Source organism: Ilyomonas limi, assembly GCF_005233845.1.
In the GTDB taxonomy this organism is placed as follows: Bacteria; Bacteroidota; Bacteroidia; order Chitinophagales; family Chitinophagaceae; genus Ilyomonas; species Ilyomonas limi.
On the sequence record NZ_SZQL01000014.1, the window covers coordinates 1 to 19,775 of the forward strand.

Sequence of the window (19,775 nt, forward strand, 5' to 3'; positions counted from 1 at the left end):
CACAAACGGCGAACGGCAATCCCTTTCAAATTGAAGAGAGCCGTTTAGTGGATAAAGCGGTAGGTGATAATCGAACTAACAAAACTCTACCTCCTAACTGACCGAAATAACGGGACGCTTACAATCATTCAACTAATCCATCTGGACAACTATTTTTAATAAATTCACAGTCTAATGGAGTTATCTTAAATGTAAATGAATTAAAAAGAATAATTTGTAAAACATTTGATAGCATTTTAGCTGAACCTAATATTAATTTTTATAAGAATATGGAAGAGCATTATTTATACATCGAATCAGTATACAATAATGAAGTAGGAATTTTAATTAAAAATGTCAAAGAATCATTGTAAATCCGATATCCCATCACCAATATTATGTACTAAAGCTTATATGAGGATAGGTAAGGGACATTGCGGCTGTGGAGTGAAGAGCATGTCTATATCATCAGAGGAGTTCACTTATCCCGCCCAGCCTTCTCTATCCAGACTTCGATATTGAATGGCTTCTGCCAGGTGCTCTACCTTAATGTTTTCACTGCCGGCAAGGTCGGCAATGGTGCGGCTTACTTTTAAGATTCTGTCATAAGCACGGGCACTTAAGTTCAGGCGTTCCATTGCACGTTTCAGCAACGTTTCACCGGCTTGATTGATGACACATATTTCGCGCAGTTGCTTACTGCTCATTTGTGCATTGGCATACATGCCGGCAGCGCCTTTGTATCGTTCTGTTTGTATTTCCCGCGCTTTGATTACCCGCTCGCGAATGGCAGATGATGGCTCGCCTTTGCTTTGCGAGTTGCTCAGTTCACTAAAAGCAACCGGCGTTACTTCTACGTGCAAATCAATTCGGTCGAGCAGCGGACCGGAGACTTTGTTTAAATATTTCTGTACAGCGCCGGGCGGGCAGGTACATTCCTTTTCGGGGTGGTTGTAAAATCCACATGGGCAAGGATTCATAGAAGCAATCAACATAAAATTGGCTGGAAAATCCAGTGCTACTTTTGCACGCGAAATCGTAACGCGACGCTCTTCCATCGGCTGGCGCATCACCTCCAAAACCGTGCGCTTAAACTCTGGTAATTCATCTAAAAACAACACCCCGTTGTGTGATAAAGATATTTCGCCGGGCTGCGGCACATTGCCACCACCCACCAGCGCTACGTCACTAATCGTATGGTGGGGCGAGCGAAACGGTCGCTTGCTTACCAGCGAGCTGCCTTCGGGCAACTTGCCTGCCACACTGTGTATTTTGGTGGTTTCTAATGCTTCATGCAAACTCAACGGCGGAAGAATCGTGGGCAACCGTTTTGCCAGCATCGTTTTACCGGCGCCGGGCGGGCCAATCAGTATGGCATTATGACCGCCGGCAGCAGCAATCTCCAATGCCCGCTTTATATTTTCCTGACCCTTTACATCATTAAAATCTATATCAAACTCGTATTGCGAGTCATAAAATTCTTCGCGGGTATTTACTACAGTTGGTTCTAAAGAATTTTCATTTTTGAAAAATTCAACTACATCATTCAAATGTTTTACACCATATACTTTCAGGTTATTGACCATGCCTGCTTCACGGGCGTTGGCGGTAGGTACAATCAATCCTTTAAAACCTTCTTTGCGGGCTTGTATGGCAATGGGTAAAGCACCTTTGATGGGTTGTATAGCACCATCTAAACTCAGCTCGCCCATCATCACATACTGGCTTAAACGCTCTGGTTGTTCTATTTGTTCGGTAGCGCCGAGTACGCCCACTGCAATAGGCAGATCGAAAGCGGAGCCGCTCTTCTTAATATCTGCCGGCGCTAAGTTGACTACCAATTTGGAGCGCGGCATGTAATAGTTGTTATTCTTAATCGCACTTTCTATACGCTGCAGGCTTTCTTTTACTGCACTATCAGGTAGTCCAACAATAAAATAATGCAGTCCTGCACTTACATTCACTTCAATGGTTATAGTAATGGCTTCTACGCCGTACACTGCACTGCCAAAAGTTTTTACAAGCATGTTATGTTCCGTTCAGATACTAAGTAAGGGCTCAATCCGCGCAATATACTGATAAATTATAGTACTTATTTATAAACTGTGTAATTGATTTACTTTTAATTAGTTAGTTTTTTATAAAACGCTATCAGCTTTTTTTCTTCACTTTCCCAGTTCAATACTTTCCGTGCTTTGAGGCAATTGGCCTTTAGCTTTTGATATAATGCTTTATCGTTTAATAAAGTGGTGAATGCATCTGCAATCGTTTCGGGCTTTGTGTCTTCTATCATGTATGCCACACCATATATATCGTTGATAGCTTTGTACTCGGGATAATTGATGCACACCTGGGGAACGCCTGCCATGATGTAATCGAAAAAGCGGTTGGCAAGTGAATGGTATTGGTTCAATCCGGTTTGCTCAAAAAGCATAATGGCGATGGTGGCTGTAGGTGTTATCTTTTTCAGTTCATCGGGCGACACCAAGCCTTTCAACTCTACTTTATTGCCCACCATGTATTCTTCTATAAGTGCTTTTGTTTGAGCAAAAAAGTTGCCATCGCCACATATCAACAATTTTGCCTGTACAAATTTCATTGCAGGTATCAGCGTTTCAAAACTGCGCCCTTCATTCACGGCACCCTGATAAATAATAGTATTTTCTTTGGATGATGGTAGTGCCGGGAAAACAGTTTTTACGGGCATATTCTTAATGGTGATGTAGTGTACGCCATAGCGACGGTTGAGTTCTTTTACAATAAAATCATTTACTGTATAGCCATGCTGAAAGTGAGGTACAGCATACTTTTCCAACATCAGCCACAACTTATAAACAAGGGGTCTCGACATGATTTCTTTTTGCTCGGTAAACAGCTCATGTGCATCATATACCCGTTTCCATCTTTTTATCTTTGAAGCAAAATAGCAAGCCAGTATCGTGTCTAAATCTATAGCACATACAATATCAGCTTTTTCTGTTAGCAGCCAGGAAAATAAGCGGATATTGAAGAATGCATAAAATATAATAGACCTATTGACAAGACAGGACAATCTTCTTTGGCGATAGGGCTGTGTAATAATTGGTTTTGAGTTCTTAAGCTTTCTGCCGGCAAGTGTTACTTCAAAGCCATGCTTAGCAAGCGATGTGCAGATGCGTTGCATACGCTGGTCGTAAGTAAGATCGTTGGTAACTGTAAAAATAATACGTGGCAAATGAGAAAGGGTTTAATAATCAGAATAGAATTTGGTCAACTAAAAACGCAATAGTATATAGTATAATGCCGGCTTACTTTTTTTCTTTTTATATTTCAATATTACTGGCGCTACACCTTGCCGTAAAATACCCAGCTTTTGTGCAGCTTTTTTACTTAAATCTATGGTGCGCCCCTGCACAAAAGGACCACGATCGTTAATAACAACTTTTACTGTTTGTCCATTACTTAGATTTTTTACTTTCACCTTTGTGCCGAACGGTAAAGTGCGGTGTGCCGCAGTTAGTTTGTTTTGCCTGAAAACTGCGCCACTGGCAGTTTTGCGGCCATTAAACTTATCGGCATAAAAAGAAGCAACGCCATTTTCTTTTACCGTTTTGCAGGCAGTAAACAACAGGCATACAAGGAGTAATAAATGTACTGTTTTCATGTATCTAATGGTGTTGGTAAAACAGATTTCCAGCCTTCTGTTTCTGCATATTCTTTAATCGTTGCATTGCGCTTTACCAACAATTGTTTCATATAATATTTAAGGAAAAAAGTATCTACAATATTACCAATCACTCCATAAGGAGATTTAAAATTGAACACATCTGTCATTATTGTTTCTTCAGCCTTTTGATCGAAATAATGTTCGTGCCTCATCATTTTAAAATCACCTTTTTGCATTTCATCAATGAATAAAGAGTAGAGTTGCATATGGGTGATTGCTACTGTTAAATATCTTTTCTTCAGCAAATGCCTTGCTTCCCAGGTTACCCATTCTCCTTGTTCAATTAAGCCGTTTGTTTTACCGGCAATTGCACATTCATTAGTATGTGCCATGCTCTCTTTATGCAGGTCTATGCTTCTGCTTAGATTAAATACACGTTGTGCAGGTGCATTAATAATTGTAGTTAAATGAATGACAGGCATACTATTACCTGAAAGGAAACTTTACTACCCTGGCTTTTACCGGATTGTTGCGGATGTCAATAAAAATTTCACTGTCCAATGCCGCATGATTAATATTTACATAACCCAATCCAATTGCTTTATTAAGCGAAGGTGCTTGTGTGCCGCTGGTTACATGACCTATTATATTACCTTCTTTATCTTTTATGTTGTAATGGCTTCTTGGTATGCCGCGCTCTATCATTTCAAAGCCTACAAGTTTTCTTTTAATGCCTTCTTTTTTTTGCTCCGTCAAAATATTTTTAGCAGTAAAATCTTCATTCTTATTCAGCTTGGTTATCCAGCCAAGACCTGCTTCCAATGGTGTTGTAGTATCGTCTATATCGTTGCCGTATAAACAATAACCCATTTCCAAACGCAAGGTGTCACGTGCACCTAACCCAATGGGTTTTATGCCATGCGACTCACCTGCGGCAAAGATGGCATCCCATATCTTATCGGCATGGTTCTCTTTGTCTTCAAAGTATATTTCCACGCCACCCGAACCAGTATAGCCGGTAGCACTGATGAGCACATTGTCCACACCGGCAAAGTTGCCTTTTACAAACGTGTAGTACTTCAGGTTCATAATATCTATGTCAGTTAGGGGTTGCAATATTTTAGTGGCATTAGGGCCTTGCACAGCCAATAAGCATGTTTTTTCGCTAATATTTTGCAGCGTGGTATTATAAGTATTATTCTGCTCCAGCCATGCAAAATCTTTCTCGATATTCGAAGCATTCACCACCATCATATACACTGCGTTTTCTTCTATGCAATACACAATTAAGTCGTCTATAATGCCGCCATCAGGATTGGTAAAGCAAGAGTATTGCGCTTCACCTTTTTTTAGTTTGGATGCATCGTTGGTAGTAGTGCTTTGTATAAGTTCAAGCACGCCATTGCCCTTTATAATAAACTCGCCCATGTGGCTTACATCAAACACACCAGCATTGCTACGCACGGCATTATGCTCATCATTGATGCCGGTATAACTAATAGGCATAGTATAACCTGCAAATGGCGCCATTTTAGCACCCAATGCCAGATGTTTTTGTATAAACGGCGTTTCCTTTATCATGATTTTTACCTGATTTTTATTGGTGAAGGTTATAGTTATATCCGCAATGCAATATCAAACTTTTTGTATAACCCGATTGGTAAAATATTACCGTTGTTGCTGATAAATATGCACACCATCTTTAGTAAGTACATATAATTTGCCAGACTGCCATTTCACCTTTTGAATGTTGGCTACAGCAATATTGCTTTGCATTGTTTGATAGTCTATGTCGTTTTGTGTAGCAAACAAAAAATGGTTATCAGTGCGGCCACTTAGCTTTTTATCATTCACTTCTACATCTTTCCAGTTAGTAAAAGGCAGCCGCTTTTTAAAAGCAGTATAATAGTCAAAAATGAGCCAGCCAAATTGGCTATCGTATAGGTATAATTGGCTACTATTATCGATAATTTTTTCCGGATTTAATGCATCATCAAATACCAGTCGTAAGTCGGCAGATGCTATCAAAACATTGCCGTTTTCGTCTATCTTCTTCAGCTTTCCTTCACCTTCATCATACAGCCAGATGTTGCCATCGTAGCTCAATGCAACAGCTTTTACCTGCGTAATGCCCAGCTTGCGCAGATCAATAGTGGCACGCGTTGCAAGAAAACGATCCAGCAGCACAACCGTTGTAAAATCTTTGTAGTACACCAGTATTTTCAAAGGGTTACTTACATCTAGCAAATATATTCTGCCATAGCGTGTAACATTATTAAAAACCGCTACCGAATCGCCGTTGCTATTAAGCTTTTTTACGCCGTTGTTTTGAGCAGCAACGAGGTAAATATTTTGCAGATTATCTGTATAAAAATTGCTGTAATTGCCCGGTATAGTTTTAATTAACTGTAGCTGCAAAGCCGTATCGCCTGCGGCAAAGGATTGCAGCGATGTAAACAGTATTAAAGCAAAGATTAATCTTTCCATTCTTTCAATTCTACAGTACTACCATCAAATACAGCGTAGGTAAAATAATGCAGCCAATCGCCTAAGTTAATATAATGGCTGGTATCAGTCAGCTTATAATCTATAGGATAATGCCGGTGACCAAAAATGAAGAAGTCGAAGTGCTCTTTTGCCAGTATTTGCCTGCAAAAGATAATGAGCCATTCGCCCTCTTCACCCAAAAAATGCTTGTCTTTATAGCCTGTTTTTGCACGGCTTTTCCGGCTGAAATAATTTGCCAGCCCAATGCCCCATGAAGGATGCACCGCGCCAAACAGCCATTGGCTAAAGCGATTGCGAAAAACAGATTTTATAAACTTATAGCCGTGATCGCCAGGACCTAAACCATCGCCATGCGCAATGAAAAATTTCTTGCCATTCCGTTCAAAAGTCTTTGGATGAAAATAAACGGGAATATTTAATTCCTGCTCAAAATAGCCGCTCATCCACATATCGTGGTTGCCTACAAAAAAATGAATTTTTATGCCTAAATCGGTGAGTTCTGCAAGTTTACCAAGGAGCCGTACATAGCCTTTGGGAACGGTGGTTTTGTATTCAAACCAAAAGTCAAACATATCGCCCACAATAAAAATTTCGGCTGCCTTTGCTTTGATACTTTCAAGGAAAGCCACTACTTTTTTTTCGCGTTGCAGGCTTTCGGTGTAAGAAGGCGTACCTAAATGAAAGTCGGAAAGGAAGTAAATATGCGTGCGGAGGTTATCCATGCTTTAAAATTACCATTTAGCTGAGACTATCGTTCATCTAAACATTTGTAAAAGGCTGCTAAATTAAATCAAGTTAGGTATTTGAACCACAGTGGTACGGAGTTGTGATACAGAGGAGTACAGCGGAACAAAAAGTTTGGAACTTTTAGATGATCTGTAGCCGGGCATATGATCCATTTTATTGCTCTATCAGGTTAATCAGAGCGAATCATCAGGAGTGTCTTTATTCAAAATAAATCAAAACTGCTTCATTGCATGTGTAATTGCCACAAAAGCACTTAATATATAAATGCTTCCACTAAGCATGAGCAATGCTATGGAGTAAGGAAATAAATCGAGGTATTCAAATTCCTTAATAAGCCGGAGCTTCCTGCGTTTTGGAGCAGCAATTCTTCTGTCCATAGCAATGCTGTTTTGTTGTATAAATATAAAATAACAAACCAATACATTGCCAGATTTTATACCAGTGGTAAAAAACTACTCCTGCACCAGTAAACAAAATACTTCTTTCGGTCCATGTATGCCCACTACCAGGGTTTTTTCTATATCAGCAGTGCGGCTTGGGCCTGTTGCCAATGTGATAAGCGACGGCAGTTGCGGATATTTAAGCTGAATATTTTTTAACGCATCACTAATATCGTACACCAACTGACTGGTGTACGCAATGCAAATGTGCACCGGCGCATATACGCTTACGGTGCGGCCACTTTGCTGTGCGGCACTCATTACAATACTACCCGCACGGGCAATCAACTGCTCACAGGTAGTAATAGCCGCATCGCAATTAGCAAGGTCAGCAGTAAAAGTTTGGGCAAAGCCATGCTGCTGTAACGTGCTGATGAGCGCTTCTTCGCGACAGTAAATGGCTGTCCAGCCGCGCGCCCGGATAAGCGTTTGCAATTGCACCACTACTTCGTCCACACTGCCGGCAAAGGAAAAACGCCCTTGCAGCTTGGTGAAGTTTTCGGCAAATTCTACTTCAATATCCTGCTGTGGCGGCGTAAAAACGCTGCTATTTTCGTCTGTTTGCGGAAACGGAACAGGCACTGATTGCTTCAGTGCCTGCCGTATTTTGTTCAATATACTTGTTCTGCTTTGTTGTTGATCCATTATGCAAGGTTTGGCGCTTTTAAACTACTATCATAAGGTGGTACACCTTCGTCTATAGTACCTTTTTCGTGCTCATTGCCATTCAAATCTACATCCAGTAGCTTTTTCTCTTCGTAAGGACGCTTACCTATCAATGCTTCTACATCGCTCTTAAACAATACTTCTTTTGTAAGCAATTCCTTGGCAAGTTTTTCCAACTGCTCTCTTTTTTCTATCAGCAGCGCTTTTGTCCTTTCGTAAGCTATATCAATCATTTTTCTCACTTCCTCATCAATCATTTTACCGGTTTCTTCGCTGAACGGTTTGGTAAATGTATTTTCTGCCTGTGGGTCGTAATAACTGATATTGCCAATTTTATCATTCATACCATAAACGGTAATCATAGAATAGGCAGTTTTTGTAATCTGCTGCAAATCATTGGAGGCGCCGGTAGATATTTTTCCAAAGAAAATTTCCTCTGCTGCACGTCCGCCCAGCGTCATACAAATCTGATCGTTCAACTGGTCGGTATTATATAAATACTGCTCTTTGGGCGTATACTGCGCATAGCCCAAAGCGGCCGTGCCACGTGGTACAATGGTTACTTTCAGTAGTGGATAAGCATGCTCTAAGTACCAGCCGCAAATAGCATGGCCAGCTTCGTGGTAAGCAATAATTTCCTTTTCTTCGGGAGAAATGATTTTGTTCTTTTTCTCCAAACCACCAATCACACGGTCTATCGCGTCCTGAAAATCGCTCATATCCACCGCATCTTTACCCTTACGGGCAGCTATCAAAGCCGCTTCGTTACACACATTAGCAATATCAGCGCCGGCGAAGCCAGGTGTTTGCTCTGCCAGTTTATTAATATCCAGTGTTTGAGAAATTTTGATAGGTTTCAGATGCACTTTAAAAATCTGCTCTCTGCCTTTTACATCCGGGCGGTCAATAGAAATTTGCCTGTCGAACCTGCCGGGGCGGAGCAAGGCGCTATCAAGTACATCGGGACGGTTAGTTGCTGCCAAGATGATAATACCGCTTTCGCCGCCAAAACCATCCATTTCTACCAGCAACTGGTTCAACGTATTCTCACGCTCGTCGTTACTCATCATAGCGTTTCTTCCGCGGGCACGACCAATTGCATCTATTTCATCTATAAAAATAACGCAAGGAGCTTTTTCGCGGGCTTGCTTAAACAGGTCTCTTACACGGCTGGCGCCTACACCTACAAACAACTCCACAAAATCGGAGCCACTCATGCTAAAGAAAGGCACTTGTGCTTCGCCGGCCATTGCTTTTGCCAGCAAGGTTTTACCCGTACCGGGAGGTCCAACCAATAGTGCACCTTTGGGTATTTTACCACCTAAAGCCGTGTATTTTTTAGGGTTTTTAAGGAAATCAACAATTTCCATTACTTCCACTTTGGCTTCATCCAGCCCGGCTACATCGGCAAACGTGATGTTTACTTTTGTGCCTTTTTCAAATAGCTGTGCTTTGGATTTACCGATATTGAAAATGCCGCCGGGACCGCCACCTGCTGGCCCACCAACTTTGCGCATCAGCAAAATCCATAAACCTGCAATAAGCAAGAAAGTAAACATGAAATTAGCCAATGGCCCAAACCATTGTATTTCATCATCCACCGGCTGCGGTACCTGCTCTACGTTAGGATGACTTTTATAAAAATCATTCATCGCATTGTTAAAGCTTTCCCAGTCGGTTACTTTAAATTCAAACAGCGGGTTAGCTGCTTTGGATGCATCAGGAATTTGTCCGCTCCATTTACTTGCATAATAGGGCTTACGCAGGCTGTCTGGTTTTATAAACACCCTTACCTCATCTTTATTTCTTATGAGATAAATTTGTTTTACATCACCCTGCAACAGCATATCCTGCTGAAACTCCTGCATGGTGATAGGCTTTAAGTCGGGGCCGTTTTCTTTTAGTAAGCTATAGCCGAGTATAATAGCAGCAATGATTGCATATAGCCAGTAGATATTTAAACGCGGTCCTTTTTTAAGATTCCGGTCATCCCCACCATTACCGTTCCTGTCATACAAATCGGGACGGTTATTTTTATCTTCTTGTTGTGCCATGTTTTTGTTTCCGCAAAAAATTTATAATGATTGTATTGTACGTTTATTCTTCGTGGCCTTTTACTACTGCATCGCTCCACATGTCTTCGAGCTTGTAAAACTTACGGGTATCCGGCTGCATAATGTGGACTACAATATTTACATAATCAATAAGTACCCATTGCAATGCCTGATAGCCTTCCTGCTTGTAAGGGTTTTCGCCACATTCTTTCTTTACCTGCTCCTCCACATAATCGCTGATGGCTTTTACCTGGGTACTGCTGGTGGCCTGGCAAATGATAAAAAAATCTGCCACTGCCTCAGGTATTTTGCGAAGGTCGAGCGAAATAATGTGCTCGCCCTTCTTTGCCTGGATGGCTTTAATAATGGTTTTATACAATCGGGAATTAGTAGTAAGCTTTACTGCTTTACGCTTTGGACGTGCATCTAAAACAGATAATGGTGCCAATAAAATATCTAATTTTTAATTTTACAATTCTTAATATGCTCCGCTACAATTTTGCCTTCCTTTTAAGCAAGCGCGGGTAATATTAAGCTATCTTAGCAAAAATAAGTAATTCTTTGCCTTCTTCAATTTCTGCTTTAAGTATTGGTAATCCTTTCACAGAATTAGCCGAAGTGGACAGCACCAACAACTATGCCATGGCACAGGCACTGCAAGGCACTGCCAATCACGGTCATGCATGGTTTGCATGGCGGCAAACGGCCGGTAAAGGCAGCCGGGGTAAAAGCTGGAATGCTGCTGATGGACAAAATATCATTTTATCTGTTTTATTGTCGCCATCTCCTTTAATATCAGCCTATTCGTTTTACCTGAGTGCAGCGGTCGCTTTGGCGGTGTACGATTTTTTTAAAAGTTTTGCCGGAGACGAAACAACCATTAAATGGCCAAACGACATTTATTGGCGTGACAGAAAGGCAGCAGGCATACTCGTAGAAAACAATATACGTGGCAATACCTGGCAGTGGGCAGTTGCCGGAATGGGCGTAAATATCAATCAAACAGCATTTAATCCTTCACTTTCTAATCCTGTTTCCTTAAAGCAAATAACCGGCAAAACGTATGATGTTATTGCTATGGCAAAAATACTGTGCGGATGCCTCCAAATTCGCTACCAACAAATGCAGCAGAATAAAGAAAGCATTTTAGAAGATTATAATGCGGCATTGTATAAAAAGGGCGAAATGGTGAAACTAAAAAAGAACAATGCGGTATTTAGTTGCACCATAAAAGGAGTGAATGCTTTTGGCCAGCTCGAAATAGTGGATGCACCACTATCACAAGTTGAATTTGGAGAGGTGGAATGGGTAATTAAATAAACTGAATGTTTTCCAAAATACTCAGATCCTCTTCTTTACTTCGTGCCTCTGCTTCAAAGCGATTGTTGTAATATCCGGTGTGTGCGGTTTCTAACAGGTACAACAAAATAAACCGTATAAAGCCGTATTTTTTATACTGGTACACATGCGCTACTTCGTGCCTTGTCCAGGAGCGGTTTTGCAGAAATGCATCTTTACTAATGCCCCATAAATGAATAACATTGTTGAAAACAATAGCGGCCTGTGTCCCCTTCAACTGCCGCGCCGCTACTCGCGCCCGCCAACTGTTTTCTTTGATGGTAATATTCATAATCAATATACAATTGCAATATAATAATAGCCGGCGAGCATATTTTTGCATTTACTTATAAAAGTGCTGTATGCAAAAGTTGCTTATCCTTGTTGCCTTAATGAACTGCATAGCTGTTTGTGCCCAAAAAAAGCCGGAAGCTTTTAATGCGGCTAACCGCCTCAAAAATTTGTCCGATTCTGCATTGTTAGATTTGGTACAAAAACAAACCTTCCACTATTTCTGGGATTTTGCCCATCCGGTAAGCGGCCTGGCGCGTGAACGAAGTAATGTAGCATATGACTATGGCAATGAAGTGGTAACAACTGGTGGCAGCGGCTTTGGAATTATGTCTATTATTGTAGCAGTTAATCGCCATTGGATTGACCGCGACACAGCCGTAAAGCACCTGCTGAAAACGGTGAAGTTTTTGGCAAAAGCTAATGCCTATCATGGTGTTTTCCCGCATTGGTTGGATGGTGCTACCGGCAAAACCATTCCGTTTGGCAGAAAAGATGATGGCGGCGACCTTGTAGAGACTTCTTTCCTCTTTGAAGGCTTGCTGTGCGCCCGGCAATATTTCGATGCCAATAATCCGCAGGAAGCCGAATTGCGTAGCCGCATTACCTGGCTTTGGAACGAAGTGGAATGGAACTGGCACACCCGTGGCGGACTGGACTTGTTATACTGGCACTGGAGCCCCAACAATGGCTGGGCTATGAATTTTGAGTTGCGTGGCTACAACGAAACACTTATTACTTATATTTTGGCTGCCTCTTCGCCTACGTATGGTATTGACAGAAAAGTATATTCCAACTGCTGGGCACAAAGCAATCATTTTATCAATGGCAAGAAATATTATGGCATCACGCTGCCACTCGGATTTGATTATGGCGGTCCGTTGTTTTTTGAACATTACACCTATCTGGGCTTAGACCCGCATGGGCTTAAAGACCAATATGCCGATTACTGGCAGCAAACCACTGCACACACACATATCAATTACAAGTATTGCGTAGAAAATCCCAAACATTTTAAGGGCTATGGCGAAAACTGCTGGGGCTTAACCGCAAGCGATACTTACGATGGCTACAATGCACATTCGCCTACCAACGACTTTGGCACTATCTCACCAACAGCAGCACTGTCTTCTTTTCCTTATTCACCCGAATATTCAATGGCTGCTTTGAAGCATTTTTATTACGATTTGGGCGATAAGATCTGGGGCGAATATGGCTTTGTGGATGCATTTAATGAAACGAAAGACTGGTATGCAAAATCTTACCTTGCCATTGACCAGGGGCCACAAATTGTAATGATAGAAAATTACCGCACCGGCTTACTGTGGAAATTGTTTATGAACATTCCGGAAATACAAATGGGCTTGCAGAAATTGGGTTTCGAAAGTCCGTATTTAAATGGCAGGTAATAATTTTTTTAGTTATAGATAAACTGTATAATTGGGTAGTTTTCTTCTAATGCGGAGAGGTAAGGAGCGGAGATGACGCAGCATAATATCTTTCTGCAGAATTGCAATTAACCCTTGTTCCCTGCCTGACAGGCAGGCTGTTGGTGGCGAAAATTATCTGTTAGTTGATCGAAACTATAACTTTACAATTGCAGTTATTAAAAACAAGTAATTCATGAAACACCTTTTTCTCTTTCTCCTAACTTTAGTAGCCTTTCCCTTTTCGTACGCACAGCAGGCACCTTTTCAGGATGAAATTAATCAATTCAAACAGCAGGATGAGCAGCATTTTCCGCCAAAGAACGCCATTTTATTTGTAGGCAGTTCTTCTTTTCGTATGTGGAATGATGTGCAAAGTTACTTTCCCGGTTATACCATTATCAACCGCGGCTTTGGCGGCAGCACGCTGCCGGATGTAATTCGGTATGCACCGGATATTATTTTTCCTTATCACCCCAAACAAATTGTCATTTATTGTGGCGACAACGACCTGGCTTCTTCCGATACGGTAACTGCCAAAACGGTATTTGAGCGGTTTAAAACATTATTTACAATGATTCGTCAAAAGCAGCCCAATGTTTCCGTTGTTTTTGTGGCTATAAAGCCCAGTCCCAGCCGCGAGCAACTAATGCCAAAGATGAAACAAGCCAATATTTTAATACAGCAATTTCTTAAAACAAAGCCGCATACCGCCTTTGCAGATGTATTTACGCCCATGCTGAATGACGCCGGCAAACCAAGAAAAGAATTGTTTAGAGAGGATATGCTGCACATGAAACCGGCTGGCTATGCCATCTGGCAAAAAGCATTGCAGCCGTATTTACTGAAGTAGAACGTTGAATAAAACTGGCATATATACAAGCCTGCTTTGAGTTGCAGGTGAGCAATTCTACTTGCAACTCACTCATCCACAATTGACAACTCACCATTCACAAACTTATTTCTGCAACAGCTTAAAGGCATGTCCGGCCCAATCGTTCTTTGTAAAGCCAGGAATGCACCATAAAATGCAAAGTGGCTCAATGGCACGGGCTGCTTCTGCTTTACCCATATCGGCAGTTTCCCAGCCAAAAGCATCTAAAATGTTGGTGACGGTGGCTTTGGCTTCATCATTATTGCCGGCAATAAACATAGTAGGTTTGGTACCTCCAAAATCGGGCTTGTACATTAATAGACTTCCCACACTGCTAAACGCTTTTACAAACCTTGCCTCCGGTGCCAGTTGCTGGAGTTTTTCCATCAAAGAAAAATTGATGTCGGTAAAAAATTTCAGCACGCCATTTACCGGTGCCTCTTTTGCAATTGGGTTAGTTACGTCAATTACTACTTTGTTACTGACGTTTTCCAAACCGGATTCGTTTATGGCTTCTTCGGCTACATTGCCACCAACTGCCAGTACCAGTATGTCGCCAAAGGCGGCTGTTTCTGTAAAAGTACCGGTCTTAATGTTGGAATTCTCTTTTGCAAATTGTACTACTTCGGGCTTGGAGGTGTTTCTGGTGCCGAGCATTACCTCGTAGCCTTCTTGTGCAAATGCTTTTGCCAGTGTTTGTCCAACAATGGCAGAGCCAATGATTCCTGTTTTCATAATATTGGTTTTATAAATGAAGAATACTTGTAGATACAGATGAGCCTGAGTTTATTATCAACAGCAAATTATTTACTAGACAAATCGCAGTAATTTATTTGTACATCGGTAATTCGTAAATTTAGTAATCGGAGCCATTATTCCGCAAGCCTGTGGCGTCTTTAGCGCCATGCGGCGCTTAGAATGTGCAATTATTTACAAATTACGGGCGCTTTCCCGGTAAATAAAGACAAGTAGCACTGAATCTATGAACTGTAATAAGCTAAAGATACATCTATGTGCATACTTACAATCATTTCATAAAATAGTATTTATGTACTGCTTTTGCTAATACATTTAGTAACTTTACACATAGCAAAAATTATGGCAAATCCTAATTTACAAACGGATAAAAACGTACTCACTCCGGCAGAAAAGGAGTTTGAAAATACGATACGTCCAACCGAGATTAACGACTTTAGCGGGCAGCCTGCTTTGATAGAAAATCTGCGGATTTTTATAAAAGCAGCCAAAATCCGCGGCGAGGCACTGGACCATGTTTTATTTCATGGACCTCCGGGATTGGGCAAAACCACGCTTAGCCGTATTGTGGCGAATGAGTTAGGTGTAAATATCAGGGAAACATCGGGGCCGGTAATAGAAAAGCCGGGTGATTTAGCCGGGTTACTTACAAACCTGGAGAAAAATGATGTGTTATTTATTGATGAAATACACCGCCTCAGTACCGTAGTAGAAGAGTATTTGTATGCCGCAATGGAAGATTATAAGATTGATATCATGATTGATAGTGGACCCAACGCGCGTAGCATTCAGCTTACCTTGCAGCCGTTTACGCTCATTGGTGCTACTACCCGCAGCGGCTTGCTTACGGCGCCTTTACTATCACGTTTTGGCATCAAATCGAGACTGCAATATTATAATGCAGAAACCTTGCAAAAGATTGTAATAAGAAGTGCCGGCATCTTGCAGACAAATATTACGGCTGAAGCAGCTATGGAAATAGCTGGCCGCAGTCGTGGCACACCACGTATCGCTAATGGTTTGCTGCGCCGTGTTCGCGATTTTGCACAGGTACTCAACGATGGACAAATAGATATAGGTATTACCCAACATGCTTTACGTGCCTTGAATGTAGATGAATATGGGCTGGATGAAATGGACAACCGCATATTAAGCACCATTATAGAAAAATTCAAAGGAGGCCCGGTAGGTATTACCACCATTGCCACCGCAGTAGGCGAGGAGCCCGGTACGCTGGAAGAGGTGTATGAGCCTTTTTTAATACAGGAAGGATTTATACAACGCACCCCACGCGGCAGAGAAGTAACATACAAAGCATATGAGCACCTAAAGAAAGACGGCTATAAAGGCGGCAGCCAGCAAAATATGCTGTTTGGCGCTTAAACGTGTTAATGGCAGGTAGGGATTATAAAAATGCAGCAGGATTGTCCTGCTGCAAATGGCAAATAGATAAAGCTATCAGATAGAGATGATCAATAAATAATCGAAAGAATTTACTGATAAAATAATTTTAGTCTTTGTATATTGGAATCAGATTCAGGAGGTTTTGGCAAATTTACGGGTCATAGTCAGTTTGGCTGCGGCCCCATAGTGTTGCTCTCTATTTCTCCTCTTATTAGTCCGGTTGCGGCCCTTTTTGAATTAGTTTAGTTACGGCCCCCAACGTCGTGCGATTGTACCTGGGATACAAAGGAATTGTGAAAAAAACCTGTACAAATGTAAAGGGAAAATTTTTGCATTTTATTAAAGATTGTTTAAAGAACCTTAAAATAAAATAAAGAAAAAGTTAATGCAACCCCCTTCTTGAAGCCTTAGATGTTATAAATCAAATGATTAGAAAGAATAATTTATTTGGGTTTTATTTACAGCTATCAAAGCTATTTTGAAGAGAATAAAGTAAACTTTGAGTGGGATTAAAAACGCATATCCAAACAATACCGCTTATCACTATATTAATACGTTAGTGATTTAATATCTTCATCGTCCTCAATATTATTCATCTGGCGCAGTATCCAGTTACTTTTCCAGCTTACAAAGCGGCTTATCGGCTTTACAGTATAAATCTTTGGATTAGGCAGGCAGGCAATAATCATAGCTGCTTCCTTGCGGGTAAGCGATTCGGCATGTTTACCAAAGTAAGCCTCCGCTGCTGCTTCGGCGCCATAAATGCCTTTGCCCATTTCTATTACATTCAGGTACACTTCCAGTATGCGCTGCTTGCCCCATATCCATTCTATCATTTTGGTGAAATAAAACTCGGGTACTTTGCGTACATAGCGCATAAAGCCTTCGCCCTGCCACAAAAAAACATTCTTGGCAACTTGCTGGCTGATAGTACTGGCTGCGCCGCCGCGTATGCGCCCTTTCTTTTTAGGATTGCTGTTTAAGCTTTTTTCTAAAGCTTTCCAGTCAAAGCCATTGTGGTTAGGGAAAAGCTGGTCTTCGCTTGCCATAGCTGCCAGCCGCAGGTTAGGCGAAATGTCTTCCTTACTTACATAATCGCGCTTTAACCCATCACCCTCTATCAGCGAGCTTAGCTGTGTAATGGTAACAGGTGGCATTATCCATTTGCAAATAATAATGTATAAAAAAGAAGAAATAAAGCAGAACAGAAAAATACGCTTGATCCAGCGCCAGATAAAAGCGCCTGCCGAAGTAGCCATTTGCAAAAAAATTAGTTCAATTGTTTACCAGCTATGTGGCCGGTAAAGATACCGTACAGGAGCACAATACCAAATATGGTAAGGATAAGTCCTGAAATGCGGTCAATAATATGAATATTGTGCGGCGTGAGCTTGGTGCGTATTTTGCCGGCAAGAAATACCTTACAGATATCTGCACTTAATACAAACAACAGGCAGGTAAAAAAAACAACAAACCGGTACTGGTCAGGATGAGTAGCTGTTTCGGAATCATCCAATATGGTAGCAGAAGCAGCAAACCAAAACAGGAGTACGCCAGGATTGAGTAAATTCATGAAAAAACCCTGAAAAAAAGAAGCTGCCACATCGCGTTTACGAAATACCTGCACCGCTTTTACTTCGCCGGGCTGAGGTACTTTTTTAAAGAAGATATTATACAAGCCCATGAGAATTAAAAAAATACTGCCCGCAATTCCAATGAATTTTTCATGGCTCATAGCCGCTTTGAATAATTGCGAAAAGATATTGCAGATAAGCACCAGCCCTATATCGCTCGCCGAAACACCGGCTACAAAGGCAAACCCGCCTTTGTGCCCATTGTTAAGACTTTGCCTGATAATAGCAAAAACCACGGGACCCACAGAAATACTAAGTAATACACCCAGTGCCAAACCTTTTAACAGGGCTGCAATCATTCAATCCGATTGAGTAGTGAAATGAATAAACCAAAGAAACGAAAATAAGGATATAGAATTGGTAATGGATAATAAAAATATCTGATAAAAAGCTTTGAGCTATAAGCTGCGAGCTACCGGCTTAAAATAATATACTGCTCATAATTTAAAATGACAAACAACTTTACACCAACTCACCCACCAAAAACTTTTGCCAGTCTTCGAGCATCTTGCCTTTAAGCACGCGGGGAAACTTGTGCTGGCCGCCTACTTTACCTTTCAGTTTCATAAACTGCATAAACTGTTCTTCGGGCAACACATCCAAAAAGACTTCTTTTAAAGCACTGGTGCGCTCTACGCGATAATCATCATTCAGCATTTTCAGCTTTTCATCTATCTTAGTGCGCAGCACTTCCGCATTCACCACATCATCGCAGGCTACATACCAGTGGTGCGCAAAAAACAGACCGTAAGGCTCGCCTGCAACTGTATATTCAGGTATGCAAATGTTCAGGTCTTCGGCTACCAGTTCAATGGCCTTGTTCATATTGTCCACGCTCAGGTGTTCACCCACGAGGCTCAGGAAATGTTTAGTGCGGCCGGTAATTACAATTTCACAGCGCTCTTTGTTGGTAAAGCGAATGGTATCGCCCAGCAGATAACGCCATGCACCGGCGCAGGTGCTTAGCAGCAACGCATAATCTTTCCCTTCTTCCACCTCATGCACCATCAGGGCTTTGTGCCCATTCAACAGATTGCCATCCGCATCAAAATTATGCTGGTCAAAAGGAACAAACTCAAAGAAAATATGTTCGTTGGTAACGAGGTGCATACCAGTAGCATACTGCCGGTCCTGGTAGGCTATAAAGCCTTCGCTGGCTAAGTAAGTTTCTATATAATTAATAGGCTTACCCAGCAATTTTTTGAAACCTTTTTTATAAGGCTCAAAACTTACGCCGCCATGCACAAAAAAAGCAAGGTTAGGCCACAGTTCGTGTATGTTATTCAGCTTGTAGCGCTCAATAATCATTTCCAAACACATTTGTATCCAGGCAGGTACGCCTACAATAAAGCCGATATCCCATTCGGGCGCTTTGGATACAATTTCTTCCAGTTTTTTATTCCAGTCTTTTTCTTTGGCTATTTTTCGTCCCGGCTTGTAAAATGGCTGAAACCAGAAAGGCGATTTTTTGGCAGTAATGCCGCTCAGATCGCCGGCGTAGTAACCAGGGCCTTTTTCCAGGTCGGTACTGCCGCCAAGGGTGAGCCAGCCCTTGCCCAACGATTTTACCGGAATATCCACATAATTGCGCAGACTAAGCAAATGCTTAATCATAGCTGTTTTGTTGCCCTGCAATAAATCGTTGGTGATAGGAATGTATTTGCTGGAAGCTTCGCTGGTACCGCTGCTGAGTGCGTAATATTTTATTTTGCCAGGCCAGCATACATCAGGCTTGCCCTCCAGCGTTTTGTACCACCACTCGTTGTAGATAGTATTATAATTATAAACCGGTACCAGTTCCTGAAACTTTTTGCCAATATGTTTATTCAATAATATCTCGTCAAATCTATATTTCTGTCCAAACTCTGTAAAGCGCGCTTTGCGCAGCAATTTCCGCAATACACGTAGTTGCTGGTTACGTGGATTGTTTTCGGGCAAGCGCAACGCTCTCGCAATACGTTTAGGCAGATGAATATCAAAAATCGCCATTCGCAAGAATAAAGGTTATGTA

The 19,775-nt window shown here is 41.5% G+C and carries 20 protein-coding genes; 4 read left to right on the top strand and 16 right to left on the bottom strand.

Annotated elements, in window-relative coordinates; genetic code table 11:
• Positions 1-461 precede the first annotated feature (461 nt).
• The 11 genes from FC093_RS16185 to rsfS form a co-directional block, all read right to left on the bottom strand.
• On the bottom strand, positions 462-2,006 hold the full coding sequence (locus FC093_RS16185) for a YifB family Mg chelatase-like AAA ATPase (RefSeq protein ID WP_137262854.1): 1,545 nt from the start codon (positions 2,004-2,006) through the stop codon (positions 462-464).
• A 95-nt stretch (positions 2,007-2,101) separates the two neighbouring features.
• The gene (locus tag FC093_RS16190) at positions 2,102-3,193 is read right to left on the bottom strand and encodes a glycosyltransferase (protein ID WP_240743332.1); all 1,092 of its coding nucleotides are present in this window, start codon (positions 3,191-3,193) and stop codon (positions 2,102-2,104) included.
• 39 nt (positions 3,194-3,232) lie between these two features.
• Entirely contained in the window at positions 3,233-3,622 is a 390-nt protein-coding gene (locus FC093_RS16195) for a septal ring lytic transglycosylase RlpA family protein (RefSeq protein WP_137262855.1), read from the bottom strand.
• On the bottom strand, positions 3,619-4,107 hold the full coding sequence (locus FC093_RS16200) for an SRPBCC family protein (RefSeq protein WP_137262856.1): 489 nt from the start codon (positions 4,105-4,107) through the stop codon (positions 3,619-3,621). The genes FC093_RS16195 and FC093_RS16200 overlap by 4 nt, the downstream gene beginning before the upstream one ends.
• A gap of 4 nt (positions 4,108-4,111) precedes the next feature.
• On the bottom strand, positions 4,112-5,206 hold the full coding sequence (gcvT, locus tag FC093_RS16205) for a glycine cleavage system aminomethyltransferase GcvT (protein WP_137262857.1): 1,095 nt from the start codon (positions 5,204-5,206) through the stop codon (positions 4,112-4,114).
• A gap of 87 nt (positions 5,207-5,293) precedes the next feature.
• On the bottom strand, positions 5,294-6,112 hold the full coding sequence (locus tag FC093_RS16210) for a hypothetical protein (protein ID WP_137262858.1): 819 nt from the start codon (positions 6,110-6,112) through the stop codon (positions 5,294-5,296).
• Positions 6,100-6,855 (bottom strand): UDP-2,3-diacylglucosamine diphosphatase, encoded by a 756-nt coding sequence (locus tag FC093_RS16215; protein WP_137262859.1) that lies wholly within the window; start codon positions 6,853-6,855, stop codon positions 6,100-6,102. Before FC093_RS16215 ends, FC093_RS16210 begins: the two co-directional genes overlap by 13 nt.
• A 237-nt stretch (positions 6,856-7,092) precedes the next feature.
• Entirely contained in the window at positions 7,093-7,257 is a 165-nt protein-coding gene (locus FC093_RS23805; RefSeq protein ID WP_170971119.1) for a hypothetical protein, read from the bottom strand.
• 75 nt (positions 7,258-7,332) lie between these two features.
• Positions 7,333-7,965, bottom strand: coding sequence for a LutC/YkgG family protein (locus FC093_RS16220; RefSeq protein WP_137262860.1), 633 nt, complete (start codon positions 7,963-7,965; stop codon positions 7,333-7,335).
• Positions 7,965-10,040: an ATP-dependent zinc metalloprotease FtsH gene (gene ftsH / locus FC093_RS16225; protein WP_137262861.1), complete on the bottom strand. Its 2,076-nt coding sequence runs from the start codon at positions 10,038-10,040 to the stop codon at positions 7,965-7,967. Before ftsH ends, FC093_RS16220 begins: the two co-directional genes overlap by 1 nt.
• A gap of 43 nt (positions 10,041-10,083) precedes the next feature.
• Complete coding sequence (gene rsfS, locus FC093_RS16230; RefSeq protein ID WP_137262862.1) at positions 10,084-10,488, bottom strand: ribosome silencing factor; 405 nt, start codon at positions 10,486-10,488, stop codon at positions 10,084-10,086.
• Between the two features lie 113 nt (positions 10,489-10,601).
• On the opposite strand from rsfS, the gene FC093_RS16235 reads away from it, so the two are divergent.
• Positions 10,602-11,360, top strand: a complete 759-nt coding sequence (locus FC093_RS16235; protein ID WP_240743333.1) for a biotin--[acetyl-CoA-carboxylase] ligase — start codon at positions 10,602-10,604, stop codon at positions 11,358-11,360.
• On the opposite strand, the gene FC093_RS16240 is transcribed toward FC093_RS16235, so the two are convergent.
• Positions 11,353-11,670 carry a DUF4157 domain-containing protein gene (locus FC093_RS16240; RefSeq protein ID WP_240743334.1) on the bottom strand — a complete coding sequence of 106 codons (318 nt, stop codon included), beginning with the start codon at positions 11,668-11,670 and terminating at the stop codon, positions 11,353-11,355. The two genes, FC093_RS16235 and FC093_RS16240, sit on opposite strands and share 8 nt — an antisense overlap.
• A gap of 70 nt (positions 11,671-11,740) precedes the next feature.
• On the opposite strand from FC093_RS16240, the gene FC093_RS16245 reads away from it, so the two are divergent.
• Together FC093_RS16245 and FC093_RS16250 are read left to right on the top strand one after the other, a co-directional pair.
• On the top strand, positions 11,741-13,078 hold the full coding sequence (locus FC093_RS16245; protein WP_137262863.1) for a glucoamylase family protein: 1,338 nt from the start codon (positions 11,741-11,743) through the stop codon (positions 13,076-13,078).
• Between the two features lie 214 nt (positions 13,079-13,292).
• Positions 13,293-13,949: an SGNH/GDSL hydrolase family protein gene (locus FC093_RS16250; RefSeq protein WP_137262864.1), complete on the top strand. Its 657-nt coding sequence runs from the start codon at positions 13,293-13,295 to the stop codon at positions 13,947-13,949.
• A gap of 105 nt (positions 13,950-14,054) precedes the next feature.
• Here FC093_RS16250 and FC093_RS16255 read toward each other — a convergent pair whose 3' ends face one another.
• Positions 14,055-14,705: an NADPH-dependent F420 reductase gene (locus tag FC093_RS16255; protein WP_137262865.1), complete on the bottom strand. Its 651-nt coding sequence runs from the start codon at positions 14,703-14,705 to the stop codon at positions 14,055-14,057.
• A gap of 363 nt (positions 14,706-15,068) precedes the next feature.
• Here FC093_RS16255 and ruvB point away from each other — a divergent pair, with 363 nt between their 5' ends.
• Positions 15,069-16,109, top strand: coding sequence for a Holliday junction branch migration DNA helicase RuvB (gene ruvB / locus FC093_RS16260; RefSeq protein ID WP_137262866.1), 1,041 nt, complete (start codon positions 15,069-15,071; stop codon positions 16,107-16,109).
• 569 nt (positions 16,110-16,678) lie between these two features.
• On the opposite strand, the gene mtgA is transcribed toward ruvB, so the two are convergent.
• The 3 genes from mtgA to FC093_RS16275 all read right to left on the bottom strand — a co-directional run bounded on the left by mtgA (position 16,679) and on the right by FC093_RS16275 (position 19,753).
• The gene (gene mtgA / locus FC093_RS16265) at positions 16,679-17,389 is read right to left on the bottom strand and encodes a monofunctional biosynthetic peptidoglycan transglycosylase (protein ID WP_137262867.1); all 711 of its coding nucleotides are present in this window, start codon (positions 17,387-17,389) and stop codon (positions 16,679-16,681) included.
• A gap of 11 nt (positions 17,390-17,400) precedes the next feature.
• Positions 17,401-18,063, bottom strand: a complete 663-nt coding sequence (locus FC093_RS16270; RefSeq protein WP_137262868.1) for a LysE family translocator — start codon at positions 18,061-18,063, stop codon at positions 17,401-17,403.
• A gap of 163 nt (positions 18,064-18,226) precedes the next feature.
• A complete protein-coding gene (locus tag FC093_RS16275; RefSeq protein WP_137262869.1) occupies positions 18,227-19,753 on the bottom strand; it encodes a GH3 family domain-containing protein in 1,527 nt (508 codons plus the stop codon).
• Positions 19,754-19,775 lie beyond the last annotated feature (22 nt).

Excerpts from the sequence above, each read along its gene's own strand:
- FC093_RS16210 (WP_137262858.1), bottom strand. The coding sequence starts at position 6,112 with ATGGAAAGATTAATCTTTGCTTTAATACTGTTTACATCGCTGCAATCC.
- FC093_RS16250 (WP_137262864.1), top strand. The coding sequence starts at position 13,293 with ATGAAACACCTTTTTCTCTTTCTCCTAACTTTAGTAGCCTTTCCCTTT.
- mtgA (WP_137262867.1), bottom strand. The coding sequence starts at position 17,389 with ATGGCTACTTCGGCAGGCGCTTTTATCTGGCGCTGGATCAAGCGTATT.
- FC093_RS16245 (WP_137262863.1), top strand. The coding sequence starts at position 11,741 with ATGCAAAAGTTGCTTATCCTTGTTGCCTTAATGAACTGCATAGCTGTT.
- FC093_RS16200 (WP_137262856.1), bottom strand. The coding sequence starts at position 4,107 with ATGCCTGTCATTCATTTAACTACAATTATTAATGCACCTGCACAACGT.
- gcvT (WP_137262857.1), bottom strand. The coding sequence starts at position 5,206 with ATGATAAAGGAAACGCCGTTTATACAAAAACATCTGGCATTGGGTGCT.
- FC093_RS16185 (WP_137262854.1), bottom strand. The coding sequence starts at position 2,006 with ATGCTTGTAAAAACTTTTGGCAGTGCAGTGTACGGCGTAGAAGCCATT.
- ruvB (WP_137262866.1), top strand. The coding sequence starts at position 15,069 with ATGGCAAATCCTAATTTACAAACGGATAAAAACGTACTCACTCCGGCA.
- FC093_RS23805 (WP_170971119.1), bottom strand. The coding sequence starts at position 7,257 with ATGGACAGAAGAATTGCTGCTCCAAAACGCAGGAAGCTCCGGCTTATT.
- FC093_RS16275 (WP_137262869.1), bottom strand. The coding sequence starts at position 19,753 with ATGGCGATTTTTGATATTCATCTGCCTAAACGTATTGCGAGAGCGTTG.
- FC093_RS16195 (WP_137262855.1), bottom strand. The coding sequence starts at position 3,622 with ATGAAAACAGTACATTTATTACTCCTTGTATGCCTGTTGTTTACTGCC.
- FC093_RS16240 (WP_240743334.1), bottom strand. The coding sequence starts at position 11,670 with ATGAATATTACCATCAAAGAAAACAGTTGGCGGGCGCGAGTAGCGGCG.
- FC093_RS16270 (WP_137262868.1), bottom strand. The coding sequence starts at position 18,063 with ATGATTGCAGCCCTGTTAAAAGGTTTGGCACTGGGTGTATTACTTAGT.
- FC093_RS16255 (WP_137262865.1), bottom strand. The coding sequence starts at position 14,705 with ATGAAAACAGGAATCATTGGCTCTGCCATTGTTGGACAAACACTGGCA.
- FC093_RS16215 (WP_137262859.1), bottom strand. The coding sequence starts at position 6,855 with ATGGATAACCTCCGCACGCATATTTACTTCCTTTCCGACTTTCATTTA.
- ftsH (WP_137262861.1), bottom strand. The coding sequence starts at position 10,040 with ATGGCACAACAAGAAGATAAAAATAACCGTCCCGATTTGTATGACAGG.
- FC093_RS16220 (WP_137262860.1), bottom strand. The coding sequence starts at position 7,965 with ATGGATCAACAACAAAGCAGAACAAGTATATTGAACAAAATACGGCAG.